General features: G+C 45.8%; 11 protein-coding genes. 5 read left to right on the forward strand and 6 right to left on the reverse strand.

What is annotated here, in order from left to right; all coding sequences use genetic code 11:
* The first annotated feature begins 85 nt into the window (after window positions 1–85).
* Window positions 86–934, forward strand: coding sequence for a DUF2382 domain-containing protein (locus ACT3SX_RS00750; RefSeq protein WP_192991855.1), 849 nt, complete (start codon window positions 86–88; stop codon window positions 932–934).
* 404 nt (window positions 935–1,338) lie between these two features.
* Window positions 1,339–1,920, forward strand: a complete 582-nt coding sequence (locus tag ACT3SX_RS00755) for a YsnF/AvaK domain-containing protein (RefSeq protein WP_225739052.1) — start codon at window positions 1,339–1,341, stop codon at window positions 1,918–1,920.
* Window positions 1,921–1,990: 70 nt separating this feature from the next.
* Here the strand turns inward: ACT3SX_RS00755 and ACT3SX_RS00760 are convergent, their stop codons facing one another.
* Window positions 1,991–2,275 carry a hypothetical protein gene (locus ACT3SX_RS00760; protein WP_192518137.1) on the reverse strand — a complete coding sequence of 95 codons (285 nt, stop codon included), beginning with the start codon at window positions 2,273–2,275 and terminating at the stop codon, window positions 1,991–1,993.
* A 328-nt stretch (window positions 2,276–2,603) separates the two neighbouring features.
* Window positions 2,604–5,387, reverse strand: coding sequence for a preprotein translocase subunit SecA (gene secA, locus ACT3SX_RS00765; protein ID WP_442069604.1), 2,784 nt, complete (start codon window positions 5,385–5,387; stop codon window positions 2,604–2,606).
* Between the two features lie 387 nt (window positions 5,388–5,774).
* Between secA and mutS the strand changes: the two genes are divergently transcribed.
* From mutS to ACT3SX_RS00780, 3 genes are all read left to right on the forward strand, one after another.
* Complete coding sequence (mutS, locus tag ACT3SX_RS00770; RefSeq protein WP_444761668.1) at window positions 5,775–8,966, forward strand: DNA mismatch repair protein MutS; 3,192 nt, start codon at window positions 5,775–5,777, stop codon at window positions 8,964–8,966.
* 204 nt (window positions 8,967–9,170) lie between these two features.
* Complete coding sequence (gene fdxA / locus ACT3SX_RS00775; RefSeq protein ID WP_192518140.1) at window positions 9,171–9,494, forward strand: ferredoxin FdxA; 324 nt, start codon at window positions 9,171–9,173, stop codon at window positions 9,492–9,494.
* Window positions 9,495–9,683: 189 nt separating this feature from the next.
* Window positions 9,684–10,220 carry an REP-associated tyrosine transposase gene (locus ACT3SX_RS00780; protein ID WP_442069605.1) on the forward strand — a complete coding sequence of 179 codons (537 nt, stop codon included), beginning with the start codon at window positions 9,684–9,686 and terminating at the stop codon, window positions 10,218–10,220.
* 268 nt (window positions 10,221–10,488) lie between these two features.
* On the opposite strand, the gene ACT3SX_RS00785 is transcribed toward ACT3SX_RS00780, so the two are convergent.
* The 4 genes from ACT3SX_RS00785 to ACT3SX_RS00800 form a co-directional block, all read right to left on the reverse strand.
* On the reverse strand, window positions 10,489–10,938 hold the full coding sequence (locus ACT3SX_RS00785; RefSeq protein ID WP_442069606.1) for a prepilin-type N-terminal cleavage/methylation domain-containing protein: 450 nt from the start codon (window positions 10,936–10,938) through the stop codon (window positions 10,489–10,491).
* Window positions 10,939–11,261: 323 nt separating this feature from the next.
* Window positions 11,262–11,738, reverse strand: coding sequence for a type IV pilin protein (locus ACT3SX_RS00790; protein ID WP_192518142.1), 477 nt, complete (start codon window positions 11,736–11,738; stop codon window positions 11,262–11,264).
* Entirely contained in the window at window positions 11,732–12,250 is a 519-nt protein-coding gene (locus ACT3SX_RS00795; RefSeq protein ID WP_442069607.1) for a type IV pilin protein, read from the reverse strand. The genes ACT3SX_RS00790 and ACT3SX_RS00795 overlap by 7 nt, the downstream gene beginning before the upstream one ends.
* Complete coding sequence (locus tag ACT3SX_RS00800; protein WP_192518143.1) at window positions 12,251–16,249, reverse strand: hypothetical protein; 3,999 nt, start codon at window positions 16,247–16,249, stop codon at window positions 12,251–12,253.
* Window positions 16,250–16,271: the final 22 nt, after the last annotated feature.

Genomic DNA, 16,271 nt, shown 5'->3' on the forward strand with positions numbered 1-16,271 from the left:
ATTTTTCTTAAAAATGCACTATTATTCAAATAACTATTAATAATTATCCCATAAAATAATTAACTCATAAAAAAGGAAGACAACAATGAGCCAACTAATCCGTTTAAAAGATATCCAAGCAACTCACCATGACCTTATTGGTGACGACTATTATGATCCAACAGGCAAAACTGCATATGGTATCAATGAAGACAAAGTCGGTAAAATTGAAGGTGCGCTGGTAGAAGATACCACTGGCCGTATCCGTTATCTCATTGTCGATGCAGGTGGCTGGTTCAGCTCAAAAGAAGTACTAGTACCAGCAGGTCTCGCCCGTATCGTTGGTGATGATGTATTCTTTGATAGCTTAACCAAAGCTCAAGTAGAAGCTATGGAAGTATATGATCATGACTATCAGTATAGTTATAAAGATCAACATCAAAAAGATCGCCAAGCCTTTGTCGCTGATAGTGTTCCTGCTGCAGAGCGCATGGAAATCGCTGATCATGCCTATGAAGCACCAAATACCCTAGAGTTACTAGAAGAGCGTCTAACTGTCAATAAAGACCGTATCGTCGCTGGCTTAGTTAAAGTCGGTAAGCATGTGGTCACTGAAGAGCGTAATGTCGATGTCGAGCTAGAAGAAGAGCATGCCAATATTCAACGTACCAATGTCGACCGTCCGACAGACCGCCGTATCGGTGATGTAAATGGTGATGAAACAGTTGAAGTCGAGTTACAAGCGGAACGTGCACGCGTTGGTAAAGATACCTATGTGTCAGAAGAGGTCAATGTTGGTAAAACAACCGACCGTCATACCGAAACTATCGTTGAAACCATTCAGCGTGAAGAGTTAGACGTTGATCGTGACGGAAATGTGGTCGACCGTGAAGGCAATGTCATAGATCGCGAGGGAATCACTGCAGAAGACGTACGCCGCGCACGTGATCTGTAATACACTACACCACCACATTATTTGACTGTCATTACAACTAAATGAAATCTAGATAAAGATAACAGTCACAAGTAGCTAAGTTTAGGTTTTTCTATTTAGATTTTCGCTTAGAAAATTAAGATCAGGGTATAACTCTGGTCTTTTTTTTGCTCAGCTTTTACTCATTCATATAGTTGAGTTCAAATAATTTCGATACAAAAAAAACCGAGTGCAAGCTATATATTAGTATGGTCAGCGAGGATGACGATGTAGCAGATTTATATGGGTTTGACTATCTAAGCCATGTTAAACATTGCTGATAAAACGCCCGCAAAAAATAATAACGTTAAATGAACCAAATTTTTCAATACTCGCCCTCCATTCCTGTATAACTATAAATATTGCTCAATTATAAGGAAACGATGATGACCACTAATAACAATAAAGACAAGCGCCTAGACAGATCAGACAAAAATCAAGTTTTACCACCTGATCAACAAACTGACAAGAAAGGCATCAGTGATGAAAAAAAAACTGGTTATTTAGAATTGCTAGAAGAACGTCCAGTCATTAACAAAGAACGCTTGGATGTCGGAAAAGTCACGGTCACTAAGCATGCGCGCACTAGAACCGTTGATGTACCCATCGAGCTAGTAGAAGAATACCTTACCATTCGCACTGAGTTCAATGATGCAGAAAGTCAGGACCTATTGTCTGGTGATTATGACAAACAGGATATATTGCGTCATGTTGAACCATCATTGGACAGTAAAGCCGTTATCACCATTAATGGTAAGCAAATACAAATCGGTGATGACCCTATCGAAATGGTCTTGTCTCGCCAAGTAGCTACCATTATGAAGGAAACCTATACTGTCCAAGAAATAGATATCAGTAAAACCACGCATACTCATACCGATACCATTCAAGTAGCGCTGAAACATGAAGAATTGGATGTACGAGAAGAAGGGTTTTTAGATCATGAGGATAGTAATACGCATAAGTGAGCCAAAAGTCGGTAATAAAAAAAGCAACGATAACGTTGCTTTTTTTATTGCTTCGACCATAGTGAATGTTTTAGGGTGTGTCCTCATCAGCATCGCTATCTTCAGCAGCACTATCCATCGAGATAGCCGCATCACCTTCTACTTCATCGACCGATGTATCTGTAGTATCAATGATCACTTCAGTCGGCTCAGCAGGTTCAGCAGACATTGGTACTGTTTCTTCAGTATTAATACCGTCTTCTATATCACCCTCTGTCTCTGGCTGTTGCTGACAGGCGCTGATAGACAACACACCAGCAAGCAGTGCCGTCAACGCCATTGAACGACGTAACCCTTTTGCTAACTCTAAACTCATAACACTCTCCAAATAAATCTGTTAAATACTATAGCCTGTCAATAAATACACGCCTACGCTGAATTTGTAAGAAATCAATACAGCATATAGTCAAAGAACTCTAAAATGAGTATAAGGCAGCCAACTGTAGATTGTACAAGTAGTACATCTAAGAAGGATAACGCCGTAGTGACTTAGTAGTTCAGCGACTATATCTGAGAGTATTAGTGCGTGTCTTAATAAATACCAAAAAACCCCTATCCACTTTAGATAAGGGCTTTTCCTATAGTATTGCTAATATATCTTTACTAACGATTCAGTACCTAGCGTCCACACCTACTTATTAGAGCTAAATTTTGCCATGACAGTGTTTGTATTTGAGGCCTGAGCCACACGGACAAGGCGCATTACGGCTGATGTTTGAGCCTGCATATGGGTTTGGCTCACCAGCTGTACTCCCTGCTATCGAAGCCGCTGCTGCTGCACTGGCTACAGCACGGTTGTCAGGTTGCGACTGTGCAGCTGAGTTGCTTGCGCCACTATCTAAGTTATCAATGTCATTATGCTCGAACTGCATTTGCATATGAGCAGCATTCTCACGTTGCTGCGCTTCCAATGCTTCTAGCTCTTCTTTGGTAGGAATATGTACACGTGATAAATCTTGTACTGTTTCAGACTTAATCGCACCCAACATCATCTGGAACAATTCAAACGACTCACGCTTATACTCTTGCTCTGGATTTTTTTGTGCGTAACCACGCAAATGAATACCTTTACGTAACTGGTCCATCTGTGTTAGATGCTCTTTCCAGTGCTTGTCTAGACTCTGTAGCATAAAGTGACGTTCCAGCTGAGCTGCGTCTTTTTCACCCATCTGTTCACGGCGTCCATGATAGCGCTCTAAGGCTGTTTGAATGATTTTTTCACGCAGTCCCTCTTCATCTAAGCGGCGATCTTCGTCTAGCCAATCATTAATCGGCATCGAGATTTTGAACTCATCTTCTAGCTCATCCTCTAAACCATCGACATTCCATTGGTCATCAATAGAGCCCGGTGGAATAAACTGGTTGATCATGGCGTTATAAACTTCACGATGCATCACTTCGAGAGCCTCGAGCAAATCCATCTCTGCCAACAAGTCATCACGCTGGCCATAGATAACTTTGCGCTGTTCATTGGCAACATCATCGTATTTCAATAGGTTTTTACGGGCATCAAAATCACGACTTTCGACTTTACCCTGCGCGTTCTCAATCGACTTGGAAACCATTTTGTGTTCGATGGCCTCGTCTTCTTTAAGACCCATGGCGCGCATCATATTGACCACGCGATCGCCTGCAAAGATACGCATAAGGTCATCTTCTAATGATAGGAAGAAACGCGACATACCAGGGTCACCTTGACGACCGGCACGACCACGCAACTGGTTATCAATACGGCGTGATTCATGGCGCTCAGAACCAATAATATGTAGACCACCTGCCTCAACCACTTTGTCATGCTTGACTTGCCATTGATCTTTTAAGCGCTGCATTTCCTCTGGGCTAACCGCATCAATGTCCTCAATAAACGACTGCCAATTACCACCAAGGATAATATCGGTACCACGACCTGCCATATTGGTCGCAATAGTGACTGATTTTGGGCTACCTGCTTGGGCGATAATTTCTGCCTCACGCTCATGCTGCTTAGCATTCAAGACATTGTGCTTAACGCCTTCTTGATCGAGTAGATAAGACAATTCTTCACTGGCTTCAATCGTCGCCGTACCAACCAGTACTGGCGCACCTTTGGCTTGAATTTCTTTAATTTCGCGGATAATGCCTTTGTACTTGCCTAGCTTGGTCAAGAAAATCTGATCATCCATATCGATACGAGCAATTGGCTCATGCGTTGGAATGACGATGACATCTAAATCATAAGTTGATTTGAATTCTGCCGCTTCGGTATCTGCTGTGCCCGTCATACCAGATAATTTGTCATAAAGACGGAAGTAATTCTGGAATGTGGTGGTCGCAAGCGTTTGGTTTTCTGCTTGAATATCGACGCCTTCTTTGGCTTCTACTGCTTGATGTAGACCTTCTGACCAGCGACGACCCGGCATGGTACGACCAGTATTTTCATCAACGATGACCACTTCGCCTTCATCAACGATGTAATGCACATTTTTTACAAAGACATGATGCGCACGAATGGCGGCTTGCACGTGAGCCAATAACGGCAAACGGCTTGGACTATATAAGCTTTCGTTTTCGCCAAGCTCACCGACTTCGACTAAGAAACGCTCAATTTTCTCATAGCCTTTTTCGCTAATCTCAATTTGACGGTTCTTTTCATCAATCCAAAAGTCTTCGTCTTCGTTATTTTTATTGGCTTCTTCGTCTTTTGAGCGCTTAAGCCGTGGAATGATGGTGTTAATCAGCGCATACATGCGTGAAGAATCTTCGGCTTGCCCTGAGATAATCAGCGGTGTACGTGCCTCATCGATTAAGATTGAGTCAATCTCATCGATGATACAAAAATTCAGCGGGCGCTGTTTTTTCTCAGCGAGGCTAAACACCATGTTGTCACGCAAATAATCAAAACCGTACTCGTTGTTGGTACCGTACGTGATATCGGCTTGATAGGCGTCGATTTTTTCTTGTGGCGGCTGCTGTGAGTAAATCACGCCGACGGTCATGCCCAAAAAGTTAAAGAGTGGACGGTTGAGCTCCGCATCACGCGCCGCAAGATAGTCGTTGACCGTGACCAGATGCACGCCTTTGCCGCTGATGGCGTTTAGATACATGGCCAAGGTACCCATGAGGGTTTTACCTTCACCTGTTTTCATCTCGGCGATTTTGCCTTCGTGCAAGGTGATACCACCGATCAGCTGCACATCATAGTGGCGCATCCCATTGACGCGCCATGACGCCTCACGGCAGACAGCAAACGCTTCTGGCAATAGCGCATCCAAACTCTCGCCGTTTTGGTGCCGCGCTTTAAACTCGGCAGTTTTTTGTTGTAATTGCTCATCAGACAGGGCCTGTATCTCAGCCTCTTGTGCGTTGATCTTACTGACCACCCGGCGCATGCGTTTTAGTTCGCGGTCATTTTTGGTGCCAACCACACTGCCTATAATCTTTGATAACATAATTTTTTGACCTATGGAAATATTCGATAATTAGTGCGCATTAGCCAATGCCTAGCGTCGCACCCTACTTGGTGCTTATCGTCACTCGGCGCAGTTTATCTAATACTGCGCGCTATTTTATGATACTGCGCCTAACTAAGTATCGCCCAATTAAGTGTGCCGTCATTATATATGGTTATGACGCTGATGGATACAAGGGCTGTGAGCAGATATTTGCCGACGTAAAAACAGCGCTGAACGTGTTAAAATAGCGCCTATACCCTTAATTTAACAGCTGTTCGGTGATATCAATAAACGCAAATAACTGCCAACCTGCATCCTCGATTTTTTCTAAAAAATACGCATTCTTTCTAAGCAAACCCATTTAAGTACCATAAGAGACTCTGCATGACCGTCAACACCTCTGCCCCGCACGCTCGTATTAGCCATCCTGCGCCCACAACAGATACCGCGGCCAAACAGCCTTTATCCAAGGCAAGCGCTGCCAAATCTGCAGACGCCGATCAGCTACTTATCGGCGATACTGTTTATCATTTGGCCGATCACACGCCGATGATGGTGCAATATCTAACCATGAAAGCCAACTATCCACAAGCGCTGCTGCTATACCGGATGGGTGATTTTTATGAGCTGTTTTTTGATGATGCCAAGCGCGCCGCACAGATACTAGACATCACGCTCACGCGCCGCGGCACCGACAAAGCAGGCAATACCATTGCCATGGCGGGTGTGCCGTTTCATGCCGCCGACAGCTACATGGCGCGGCTCATCGCGGCAGGTCAGACAGTGGTCGTCTGTGAGCAAGTGGACGACGCATCAACCGATGCAGCCAGCCCCTCATCCGCCCCATCGGCGATGGGCGATAAACAAAAAAAGAGTAGCAAGGCCACTGGTATCATGCGCCGTGAGGTGGTCAAAACGCTGACCGCAGGCACCATCACGGATGACGCGCTGATCGCGCCCAACCACACGCCGACCGTGGTGGCAATCGATATCGCCCAGCCGCGCGCAAACAGCAAGCAGCCACTACAGGCCGCCGTCAGTCAGCTCGACTTAGCCGCTGGCACCCTGACCACTCAGAGTCTGAGCGCCAATCATGATGACTACGATGACCTACGAACGCAGATGCTGACGGTGCTCGCCCGCTTCGCCCCTAGCGAATGTATCATCAGCGAAGCACTGAGCGATGCTACTGGCAGTGCTGATACCGACTGGCCGCTATGGCTGCGACAACACCTGGACTGCCCGATCATCGAAGTCGCTGCCAATGACTTTCACCGCGACCATGCCGCAGATACCCTTTGTCAGCAATTTGGGGTGCAGCGTCTCGATGGGCTTGGTATCCATGACGCGCCGCTTAGCCAGTCTAGCTGTGCCGCCTTGATTCATTATGCGCAGCAAACCCAGCAGCGTCATGTGCCGCAGGTCAATCAGCTTATCGTCGAGTTTAGCGATGATTATTTGATCATCGATGCCGGTAGCCAGCAAAACCTTGAGCTGTTTGCTCCAGTCAGTAGCAGCGGTACATCGCTGGTCTCGGTCGTGGGTCACTGCCAAACGCCGATGGGACGCCGCCTGCTGGTGCAGCAAATGAAACGCCCCTTGCGCCAGCATGCGCGTATCAATATGCGCCTAGACGCCATAGACAAAATTTTGCAAGCAGACAACCCAGCTGACAGCAGCAAGCACAGTCGTCCCTCACTGGTCAATAATTTACGCGACACGCTAAGCGCCATCGGTGATATCGAGCGCATCACCAGCCGTATCGGCCTGATGAGCGCCAAACCGCGAGACTTGCGCAAACTGGTGGACAGTATCAACAGCAGCGCGCAGCTGAGCACCTTATTAGAGCAAGCAGGTATCCATCACCAGCAGGCAGGACTGCTGGCCATGCTCATGCAGCAACTGCCCGCGCAGCTACCTGCGGTACAATCTGTCGCCGAGCTGATCGAGCGTGCCATTATCCCAGAGCCGCCTGCTCATATCCGCGATGGCGGTATGCTGGCAGCAGGCTATGATGCCGAGTTTGATCGCCTCACACACCTACATGACAATATCCAAGTGACACTAGATGAGATGGTCGCGCGCGCCCGTCAGGACAACCAGCTACCCAGTCTAAAAGTCGGGTTTAATAAAGTCAGCGGCTTTTATTTTGAGCTGCCCAAAATGCAAGCCAAAAACGCACCCGCGCACTTTATCAGGCGGCAGACGCTCAAGAGTAGTGAGCGTTTTATCACCGATGAGCTAAAGGAAGTCGAGACTGAGTACCTAAGCGCACAAAGCTTAGCACTGGCTCGCGAAAAACAGCTATATCATGAGCTGCTGATGATACTCAGTAGTCATTTGGCCGCATTGCAGCAGCTAAGCGCTGCCATCGCTCAAATAGATGTGCTCAGCAACTGGGCGCAGCTTGCGACCCTTTATAATTGGCAACGTCCCGTTATGACTAACGATTCAAACGATGGCAACTTATTAAAAAACAGCAGCCAGGCCAGTATCGACCAGAGCAGTATCGACATCCAGCAAGGCCGCCATGTGGTGGTCGAGGCGGCATTAACCCCCGATAATACCAGCAGCCCAGCCGAGCAAGGCGCAACGCAGACCTTTAGCCAAAACCTCAGCCAACACCCCAGCAAACCTGCGCGCGCCCATGCCTTTGTCGCCAACGACTGCGCGCTAGGCAGTGCCAATACTAAAGAAGGACATCCTGAGCGCCTACTGATGATCACAGGCCCCAATATGGGCGGCAAATCTACCTATATGCGCCAGACCGCTCTTATTGTCTTGCTCGCGCACTGTGGCAGCTTTGTGCCAGCGGCCAGCGCGCGTATCGGTGATATCGACCGCATCTTTACCCGTATTGGCTCGGCTGATGATCTGGCAGGTGGTAAGTCTACCTTTATGGTCGAGATGATCGAGACGGCCAATATCTTAAACCAAGCGACCGATAAATCACTGGTGCTCATGGATGAAGTCGGCCGCGGTACCGCCACCACCGACGGGCTGGCGATTGCCCACGCTTGTGTCAACCGGCTGCTTGAGATCGGCTGCTTGACCCTGTTTGCCACCCACTACTTTGAGCTGACACAATTGGCTGCGCAAAATAAAGGTATTCGTAACGTCCATGTCGCCGCCAGTGAAATCGATGGGCAATTACTACTGCTGCACCAAATCCGTGACGGCGCGGCCAGCTCTAGCTTTGGCCTCCATGTCGCCAAGATGGCCGGCATTCCGCCATCGGTGATTGGTGACGCCAAACGCTACTTGCGCGATCATCCAACGATGGTGGCGAATACTCAAAGCGTTGATGACTCCCAATGCGTTGATGACGCTCAAGCCGTTGATGACAAAAGCGACTTAGCTAAGTCGCGAACGGATAATTGCCAGCCTGATGATCAAAGACCGCTGACCACCATAGAGGCCAACCCTCTAAGCTATGAGCAAGCAGGGGCAGATATTCCACAGCAAAATCAGCTATTTAGCTTACAAGACGAGCTGGCAGCCATCAACCCTGACAACCTAACGCCCAAACAAGCGCATGATCTGCTCTATCATCTTAAGGATATCATTAGTCACTAAAGGGAATTGTCAAATCAGCATAAAGGCGCTAAAATGTGGCTTGTTTTTAGTCAATCTAGTTTTTTAGTTACTCTAGTCCCTATGGTGCATTATTAGGCAGACTGCCGCGACGATTGAGTATCGCGATCGCCGTCATGCTCGCCGCGGTAGGCGCTGACGATACAGGCACCATATCAGCCAAATCAATAACAGGTAGACATCACTATGACCTTTGTCGTTACAGATAACTGCATTCTTTGCAAATACACCGACTGTGTGGAAGTCTGCCCTGTGGACTGCTTTTATGAAGGCCCGAACTTCCTCGCTATCGACCCTGATGAGTGTATCGACTGCGCGCTATGTGAGCCTGAATGTCCAGCCAATGCGATATTCTCAGAAGATGAAGTACCAAAGGGGCAAGAGATGTTCACTCAGCTCAATGAAGAGCTGGCGCAAAAATGGCCAAACATCACAGAGATGAAAGAGCAGATGCCAGAAGCCGCCAAATGGGACGGCGTCGAGGGTAAAATTCAGTATTTAGAGAAGTAGGCAACAACTGATACTTTGGATACTATGTAGGCTGGGCTTTTGGCTCAGCCTTTTTATTTATAACCTAACTCCAATTCGTATCGCGTAGGCTGTGACTTTAGCCTAGCATGGTAACTTTGCATGATTTGAGCTGGGCTAAAAAGCCCAGCCTACCTACGCCCATCACCTCGTCTATACACTGATTGCCTTATGAGAAACTACATTCGTGACAAAACCCAAGGCGGTTGTTATTTTTTGACCTTTAATCTACTGGATAGAAAGTCGTCACTCTTATTGACTCATATTGATAAGTTTCGTGATGCCTACGTTAAAACCATTCAACACCACCAATTCAAATTAGACGCTATGGTCGTCCTTCCTGACCACGTCCATATCATGATTACTTTGCCACCAAATTCTGATAATTACGCTGTCATAGTGGCGAGTATCAAAAGCCAATTCTCTAGGCAAATCACTAAAAACGAAGCCATTACTCCTTCACGACAAGCAAAAAGAGAGCGTGGTATTTGGCAACGACGATTTTGGGAACATCGTATCCGTGATGACGCTGACTATCGGCAACATATGGATTATATTCATCATAATCCTGTTAAGCATGGCTACGTCACCAATCCTCAAAATTGGCAGTACTCTACGTTGCATAAATTGATTAAAAAAGGCGTGTATCCCTCTGATTGGGGAACGGATGAAAATGATAAAAATATCAACATTCGATATGACGTGTAAGCTAATATCTTGGCTTAACTTTATAGGCTTTGGGAATCGTTTAATCTGTGTAGGCTGGGCATTTTGCCCAGCATATTAACCTTGCAAATATTTGATGCAAAAAATTTTGAATAATTTTAAATACAAAAAGCCAAACAGAGCGTTTGGCTTTTTGATATGAAACGAAACTCTTTGTAGGCTGCGGCTTTAGCCCAGCATGGTAACTTTGCATCATTTAAGCTGGGCTAGAAGCCCAGCCTACTCTTGCTAAAGCTCCAATTTATGCTTGCTAGTCGATTTTAGCTCCAGATTTACACTGAGGATCAGTAGCTGCCGCAGTAGCAGCTTTTGTAGTTTTGACATCACCCACTGAATAAGTTACAGTACCATTGGTATCTAAAGCTGCTTGGATAAGGCAGCCCTTATTTACACCATATATTACTGCTGCTGCTTGTTCTGCGATACCATCGGCCGTCTTATATACTTGTGTTTTTGAAGTGGGGACAGCGTCTGCTATTGCTGTAGTTGTTAATTCAGCATTTACAGAGTCGCACCCAATACCTGTTTGAATACAAGCTTGTGTTTTAGTTATAAAGTTATTCACTCCACCCATCGCAGCCGCACCATACGAAGTTGCCACGTATTCACGATATTGAGGAACAGCGATCGCAGCTAGGATACCGATGATAGCAACCACGATCATTAGTTCGATGAGGGTAAAACCTTTTTGAGCGTTCATAAGAACTCCTTTAGAGAGGATAAAGATAACGGATATTCGCTCGCGTTATCTTTCGTTATGTTAGGTATTGGATATAATGTATTGGTCTTTCGTGCTCTAATAGATGCATATAGCGTGCCAATATCATTAGTCATATTAGGTATATATGCTAAGTGCCCAATTTTTATCGCTATTTATCTATACTTTGATGTAGATACTTACCATACTGTTATCTACTGACACTAATTGTTACGCTAAGCATACCTAAAAGTGTCAGTTTATGTCAATGGCAGCTACTTTGGCTCACGATAACTGACAATAATTGTCAGTTGTCAAACTATTTTTTAGTCATTCCACTCATCACCAAACCCACATACCTGATCCGTATCCGTATCCGTATCACTGCCTCGGCATTTTTCCCCCTCAAAATTGAGAGTAAGCACACCATCATCTTCCATTTGAGTACCTGATATAGGATTAGCAGTGAGGATCCAGTCCCTGTCATCAAACGGCGTCCTGTCAACGGCAGTAATCTCAACAGTATAAAGCGCTGTCCCATTATTAGGAAAGGTAGTACCTGCACCACTCACCGTATTGCTAAATATCTCACTGAGCGGGATACGATCATAGCGTCTATATGTGATTTTATTGGCTTCTATTCTTGATGCTATCTGCTGCATTTCCGTCATCATATCGACGCGCTTGGTCTTTATGACATAAGACTGATAACTAGGATATGCAATCGCTGCGAGTACACCGATGATGGCGACGACGATCATCAGCTCTATCAGAGTAAAGCCTTGTCGGCTGCGTTTTACCATGGTTCACTCCCCTCTCCGCAGTTCTGCTCTGATCCAGCCGCCACCATGATGTCACTGGCTTTGGATGCACACTGTACCCCTTGACTGGTATAGGCTAGCATAGGATTGTCTGCGACCAGACTACCCGTGCGCGGCGTTGCTACCATGACCCAACTATTTGCAGGAGATGCGGTAGATAGCGACACTGCGGTAGGTGTGCTACCTGAGCTCACATGCATGACTCTTATCGCATACTGATGATTGGCGGCAGTACTACCACTAGGTGTATAGACTGTATCAGCAGTAGCCGACCAGCCTCTATTGGGTACAAAGCCGCCGTAAGTCAGAGTCTTGGCTCGCCACCGCTCCAGCTCTACGCCTAGTGCTAGCATACGCGACTCGGCTTCGCTTTGAGCGTTTTTTCGTACATACTGCCGATAAGACGGTACCGCAATAGCAGCCAGGATACCTATTATCACGACTACTACCATCAGCTCAATAATGGTAAACCCAGACTCTGAAGGTCGATTCACTTATCTCTCCTTCCATTGCATTGGATCTATACGTGAGTCGGTAACCACTTGACAACTGGTACCTTGACAGTTTAGCCCTTCTGTCAATGGGTTGACTTCAAGATTGACTTTACCATCACTACAATCACCACCCTCACAGTAGTTTTCTAGCACTACCACACTATTTTGTGTATCTCCATCGAAGTTACCATCTGCGATGATATTGTCTACGATACCGATACCAGCATTAGAGACATAACGAGTCTTGCGCACTGCCCAGTCTCCCGTCAGCGCACCATCTGAGTCCACATCCTTGCTCAAGCAAACACCATAAGGCAAGCATAACTGCTCTCGCTGAGTACGGCCAGTCACGCCAGCAGAACAAACACCTGACGTATCGCCTACATTGGGGTTATAAACCGTCGTAAATAACAGCCCTGCAATAGCATCAGGCTGATTGAACATCTTAAGACCTCTATTGTTAGTCGTTACTGCCTGAGTACCAGAAGTCGTTTTTTCTGACCACATCGTCAGTGGCAGATACCAGCCTAATTTCGTATAGCTGTCCATTTGTGTCTTAATAGTCTGGGTATTGGTAAACTCGCCAGAGTTATTGCTAGTCAATGGTACTAAGTCAGCAGGGGTAATCGCTGATGGCTGGGCGAGAGTGGTCGTTACCCCATCGCACTCATCATCTGGTGTGTCTTGTACATCGTAGCAAAACAGATCTGGGCGCGCGATATCACGATCGACAAAGGTATAGATGCGATCTGCTACGTTTCGCTGAGCGCGTACAGGAGAGCTTCTATCGCCTGTACCTACCGTCACAAGACCAACGATGTCGGTACCTTCACCCAATCGAGTAAACGTCACTAACGGTTTTTCATAAATTCTTGGTAGGGCATCAGTGCCGCTCGATGCAGCATTGCTGCCACTAGCAGACAAATCAAGTAACTTTGTCACTCGCTCTACTGCAAAGTCATCTGCATCTTCAGCGCTATTAATATCGACACGCCATACCCTTCCTCCTAAATCTGCAAAAACCAGCTGATCAGTCAAGCCATCATAGTTACGATCTAATACTCGGATTTCGGTCACGACACTGTGGTTCATATCTGTCACTTTGGTGAAGTTGGCATTGCCAGCGCCGTTGTTAGAGCTGCTTGTCCACCATAGCAAGTCGCCGTTGCCAGACGTCGTATCAAAGCTACTTTCGTTACTGGCATCAGGATTCGTCTCTGATGTGCTATCGACTTTTTCTTCACCAACTTGCACCATATAGATGCCATTGCCTTGAGCGGCAGTCTTACCATTACATCCTGCGACTGTGTTCGTTGTAATACCTGAGCCTAGTTGGAACTTTGGATCTTCATAGCAACGATCATAGCCGCCTGCCAAAAAGTTCACCATAACGCGTTTACCATCTCTCATCACGTAGCCGACACTGGGCTGTGCAAAGCTCAACCCCATTCTTGCATAAGCTTTTTGCTGGCTCGTATTGGTGGTGGCATTAGCGACGGCGTCATTTTTTATGCCCTTAGCATTGGCACTTCCATCCATTGCATAAGTAGAGCCGACTGAATATATCAACTCAGGGTCGCTAAGATCAGACAGGTTCAAACCATAGTACATAGAACCGCCCATACGCAAGCCGCCAAAGGCAAGCGTCTGCAATGCAGTAACTTTTGTATCTGAATACTTATAATTGTTGAATACCGACCATGGGCCATCCACACCAAATATCGGATTTTGCGCCACCGTATCAGGGTCAACAAAGCTTGCGCCTTGTTGCTCTAGCACGTGCTTCGGTATAAAAGTGAATACTTCTTCACCCGCTTTATCTGAACCAGAGCTTGTATCTCTCACGACATGTAAAGCACCGTCAAGAGAGCCATACAGTACATAGTCTTCACGTTTAGTATTGTCTATAGAGCCATCTGCTTTTAACGCTGCTTTTTTGGAAATAAGTTGGGGTAACGAATGCAGCACCCCTCCCAACTGTTTTTTATTCCGATCAAATGGCACGCCAATCGCTGTATTATCATTGATCGTCAATGAGTTGGCTACGGGGAAGCCTAAGAAGTTCAGCAATTGCTGCTTTTGCGTATCAGTATAGCCAGCTAGTGCATCAAAACCTACGGGCTTTGCAGCCGCGGTTGTCGCATCTGTACGGATATTTTTGAGAGTACCACCTTGATTGACAAAGAGTTTGCGGCTGTTATTGTTTTCAAAGATATGCTGATAAGTACCACCTACCTGAGGCCTAGCCAAATCGGGGCTCCTAGCATCTAGGCGACTGGTATCTATAATAGTGTTGTACAAGTCTGAGGTATTTAAGGCAAACTCACCATCTTTACCTGTAAAGATTGGCTTATTGCTCTTATCGACCAACGTACCGTTTTTTACATTGTACTTTTTAAGGTTGCCGCGCCACAGCTTGTTTGGAGATAACGGGTCTGGGTCCAGGATTGGTAGATAAGCAAACTTGCGTGAGGTGGATACATTAAGATCATCTAGCGGCACGGCCATACTACCCGTAGAGATCGGTGGTATCTCAGTTGTCAACTTACCTGTCAAGGACTTAACACTATTGACGATATCCTCTGCGCTCTCTGCATAATAAAAACCACCTTGACCGTTGATCCCTAGATTACATAAGTTTCTAGCATCGGGACTCGATCCTGCATTACAGTCCACGTTGGTCGTCGCATTCTGAATGCTATTATAAACCGACCCAAAGCCTACAGTCGCTGTTTTGATTGCAATACCACTTGGATTATCCGTATTCAATAGCTTATCGGCAAAAACGGACATGCACGACCAGCCAGAGTTATCACCTCTATAATCATTACTGCAAGTAACGGATAACGAACCTGTAGTTGACCCTCTAGGTGTCAGCGCATTATCCATCACCGTTGTGGCAATGGTTGCACTCGATTGGTTAGGTACACCATCTGTCAAGAAATAGATCCCGTTACCGGCACAAGTCTTATCACTTGGTGGTAGAGGCGATACATAGTATTTCTCGTCATCAGTCTTGGTATCCTCTGATGAATATGGAAAGCCGCTATATGCGTAGTTTGTAACAGTCGTATCTATCAATGGATAAGGAACGATATTATTGCTCGTAATCAGCGGATCATTTGCAGCAATTATTTGTCTATAAAAATCGGTATATACATAATATGCCCACCGGCCCCAGCCCTCAATATCTCTTTGAGTTGCATAAACTTCATGACCGTCTCTATCTAAAGTATTAGTATTTAATTTCGATACATTTTGCCAATTCGTACACTTTATAAAGTTATTATCTGGGCTAAGCGAGCTTTTATCTATACTCTCCCAAGCCGTACATTTCTGGTCTCCATCCGAGGTGTTGTCGAATCCTGTATTTCTATAGTTTTTAAATGTATCTTTGTATAAAGAGAATGGGGTATCGACAATACTGTTTGTTGTCGTACCCATCATATAGGCACCTGCCTCGGCATAGGCTTGAGCAGCAGGTGTACCACCATTCGCAGAAAGTGTCGCAATAAAATTATCAATATCTGCCTTATGTGCTGCATTGAGCTTTTTAGCAGGTATATCAATATGACCGTTATTTTTATCTCCACTACCAGAACGGGGGTAGGTGCCAATACCAAGTTTGACAATATCTTTAAGATCAGGATCTTTGACTAGATCAGATACACCCATTTTTAGGTTATCAATACGACGATAATATTTATTATCTCCTACTTTGCAATAATATGTCGTATAGCCATAATCATCTTCTGTGTAATAATAGTAGTAGGGTCTGTACTGACAGCCACTAGGTGCGTCTATCTTATCCATACTACCGGAGACATCTAGCATTAAGGTAATAACGGGTAGCGCCTCTTGTGGGCCTTTATATATCTCAAGGTCACCATGGTTTTCGAGACTAGCATGAGTCACACTTCCAGCCAGACCTGCGAGCACAGCAGCGGTCAAAGACTTAAGCTGCCATAAAGAGACTCGATTCGTTATGTTTTTTTTCAAAATAATTACCTCAATATAGAAA

Origin of the sequence: Psychrobacter sp. AOP31-B2-9 (genome assembly GCF_052378005.1) — a bacterium.
Taxonomy (GTDB): domain Bacteria; phylum Pseudomonadota; class Gammaproteobacteria; order Pseudomonadales; family Moraxellaceae; genus Psychrobacter.

What these genes read in the sequence shown, in the direction of transcription:
- ACT3SX_RS00750 (WP_192991855.1), top strand. Translation starts at nt 86, where the DNA reads ATGAGCCAACTAATCCGTTTAAAAGATATCCAAGCAACTCACCATGAC.
- ACT3SX_RS00755 (WP_225739052.1), top strand. Translation starts at nt 1,339, where the DNA reads ATGACCACTAATAACAATAAAGACAAGCGCCTAGACAGATCAGACAAA.
- ACT3SX_RS00760 (WP_192518137.1), bottom strand. Translation starts at nt 2,275, where the DNA reads ATGAGTTTAGAGTTAGCAAAAGGGTTACGTCGTTCAATGGCGTTGACG.
- secA (WP_442069604.1), bottom strand. Translation starts at nt 5,387, where the DNA reads ATGTTATCAAAGATTATAGGCAGTGTGGTTGGCACCAAAAATGACCGC.
- mutS (WP_444761668.1), top strand. Translation starts at nt 5,775, where the DNA reads ATGACCGTCAACACCTCTGCCCCGCACGCTCGTATTAGCCATCCTGCG.
- fdxA (WP_192518140.1), top strand. Translation starts at nt 9,171, where the DNA reads ATGACCTTTGTCGTTACAGATAACTGCATTCTTTGCAAATACACCGAC.
- ACT3SX_RS00780 (WP_442069605.1), top strand. Translation starts at nt 9,684, where the DNA reads ATGAGAAACTACATTCGTGACAAAACCCAAGGCGGTTGTTATTTTTTG.
- ACT3SX_RS00785 (WP_442069606.1), bottom strand. Translation starts at nt 10,938, where the DNA reads ATGAACGCTCAAAAAGGTTTTACCCTCATCGAACTAATGATCGTGGTT.
- ACT3SX_RS00790 (WP_192518142.1), bottom strand. Translation starts at nt 11,738, where the DNA reads ATGGTAAAACGCAGCCGACAAGGCTTTACTCTGATAGAGCTGATGATC.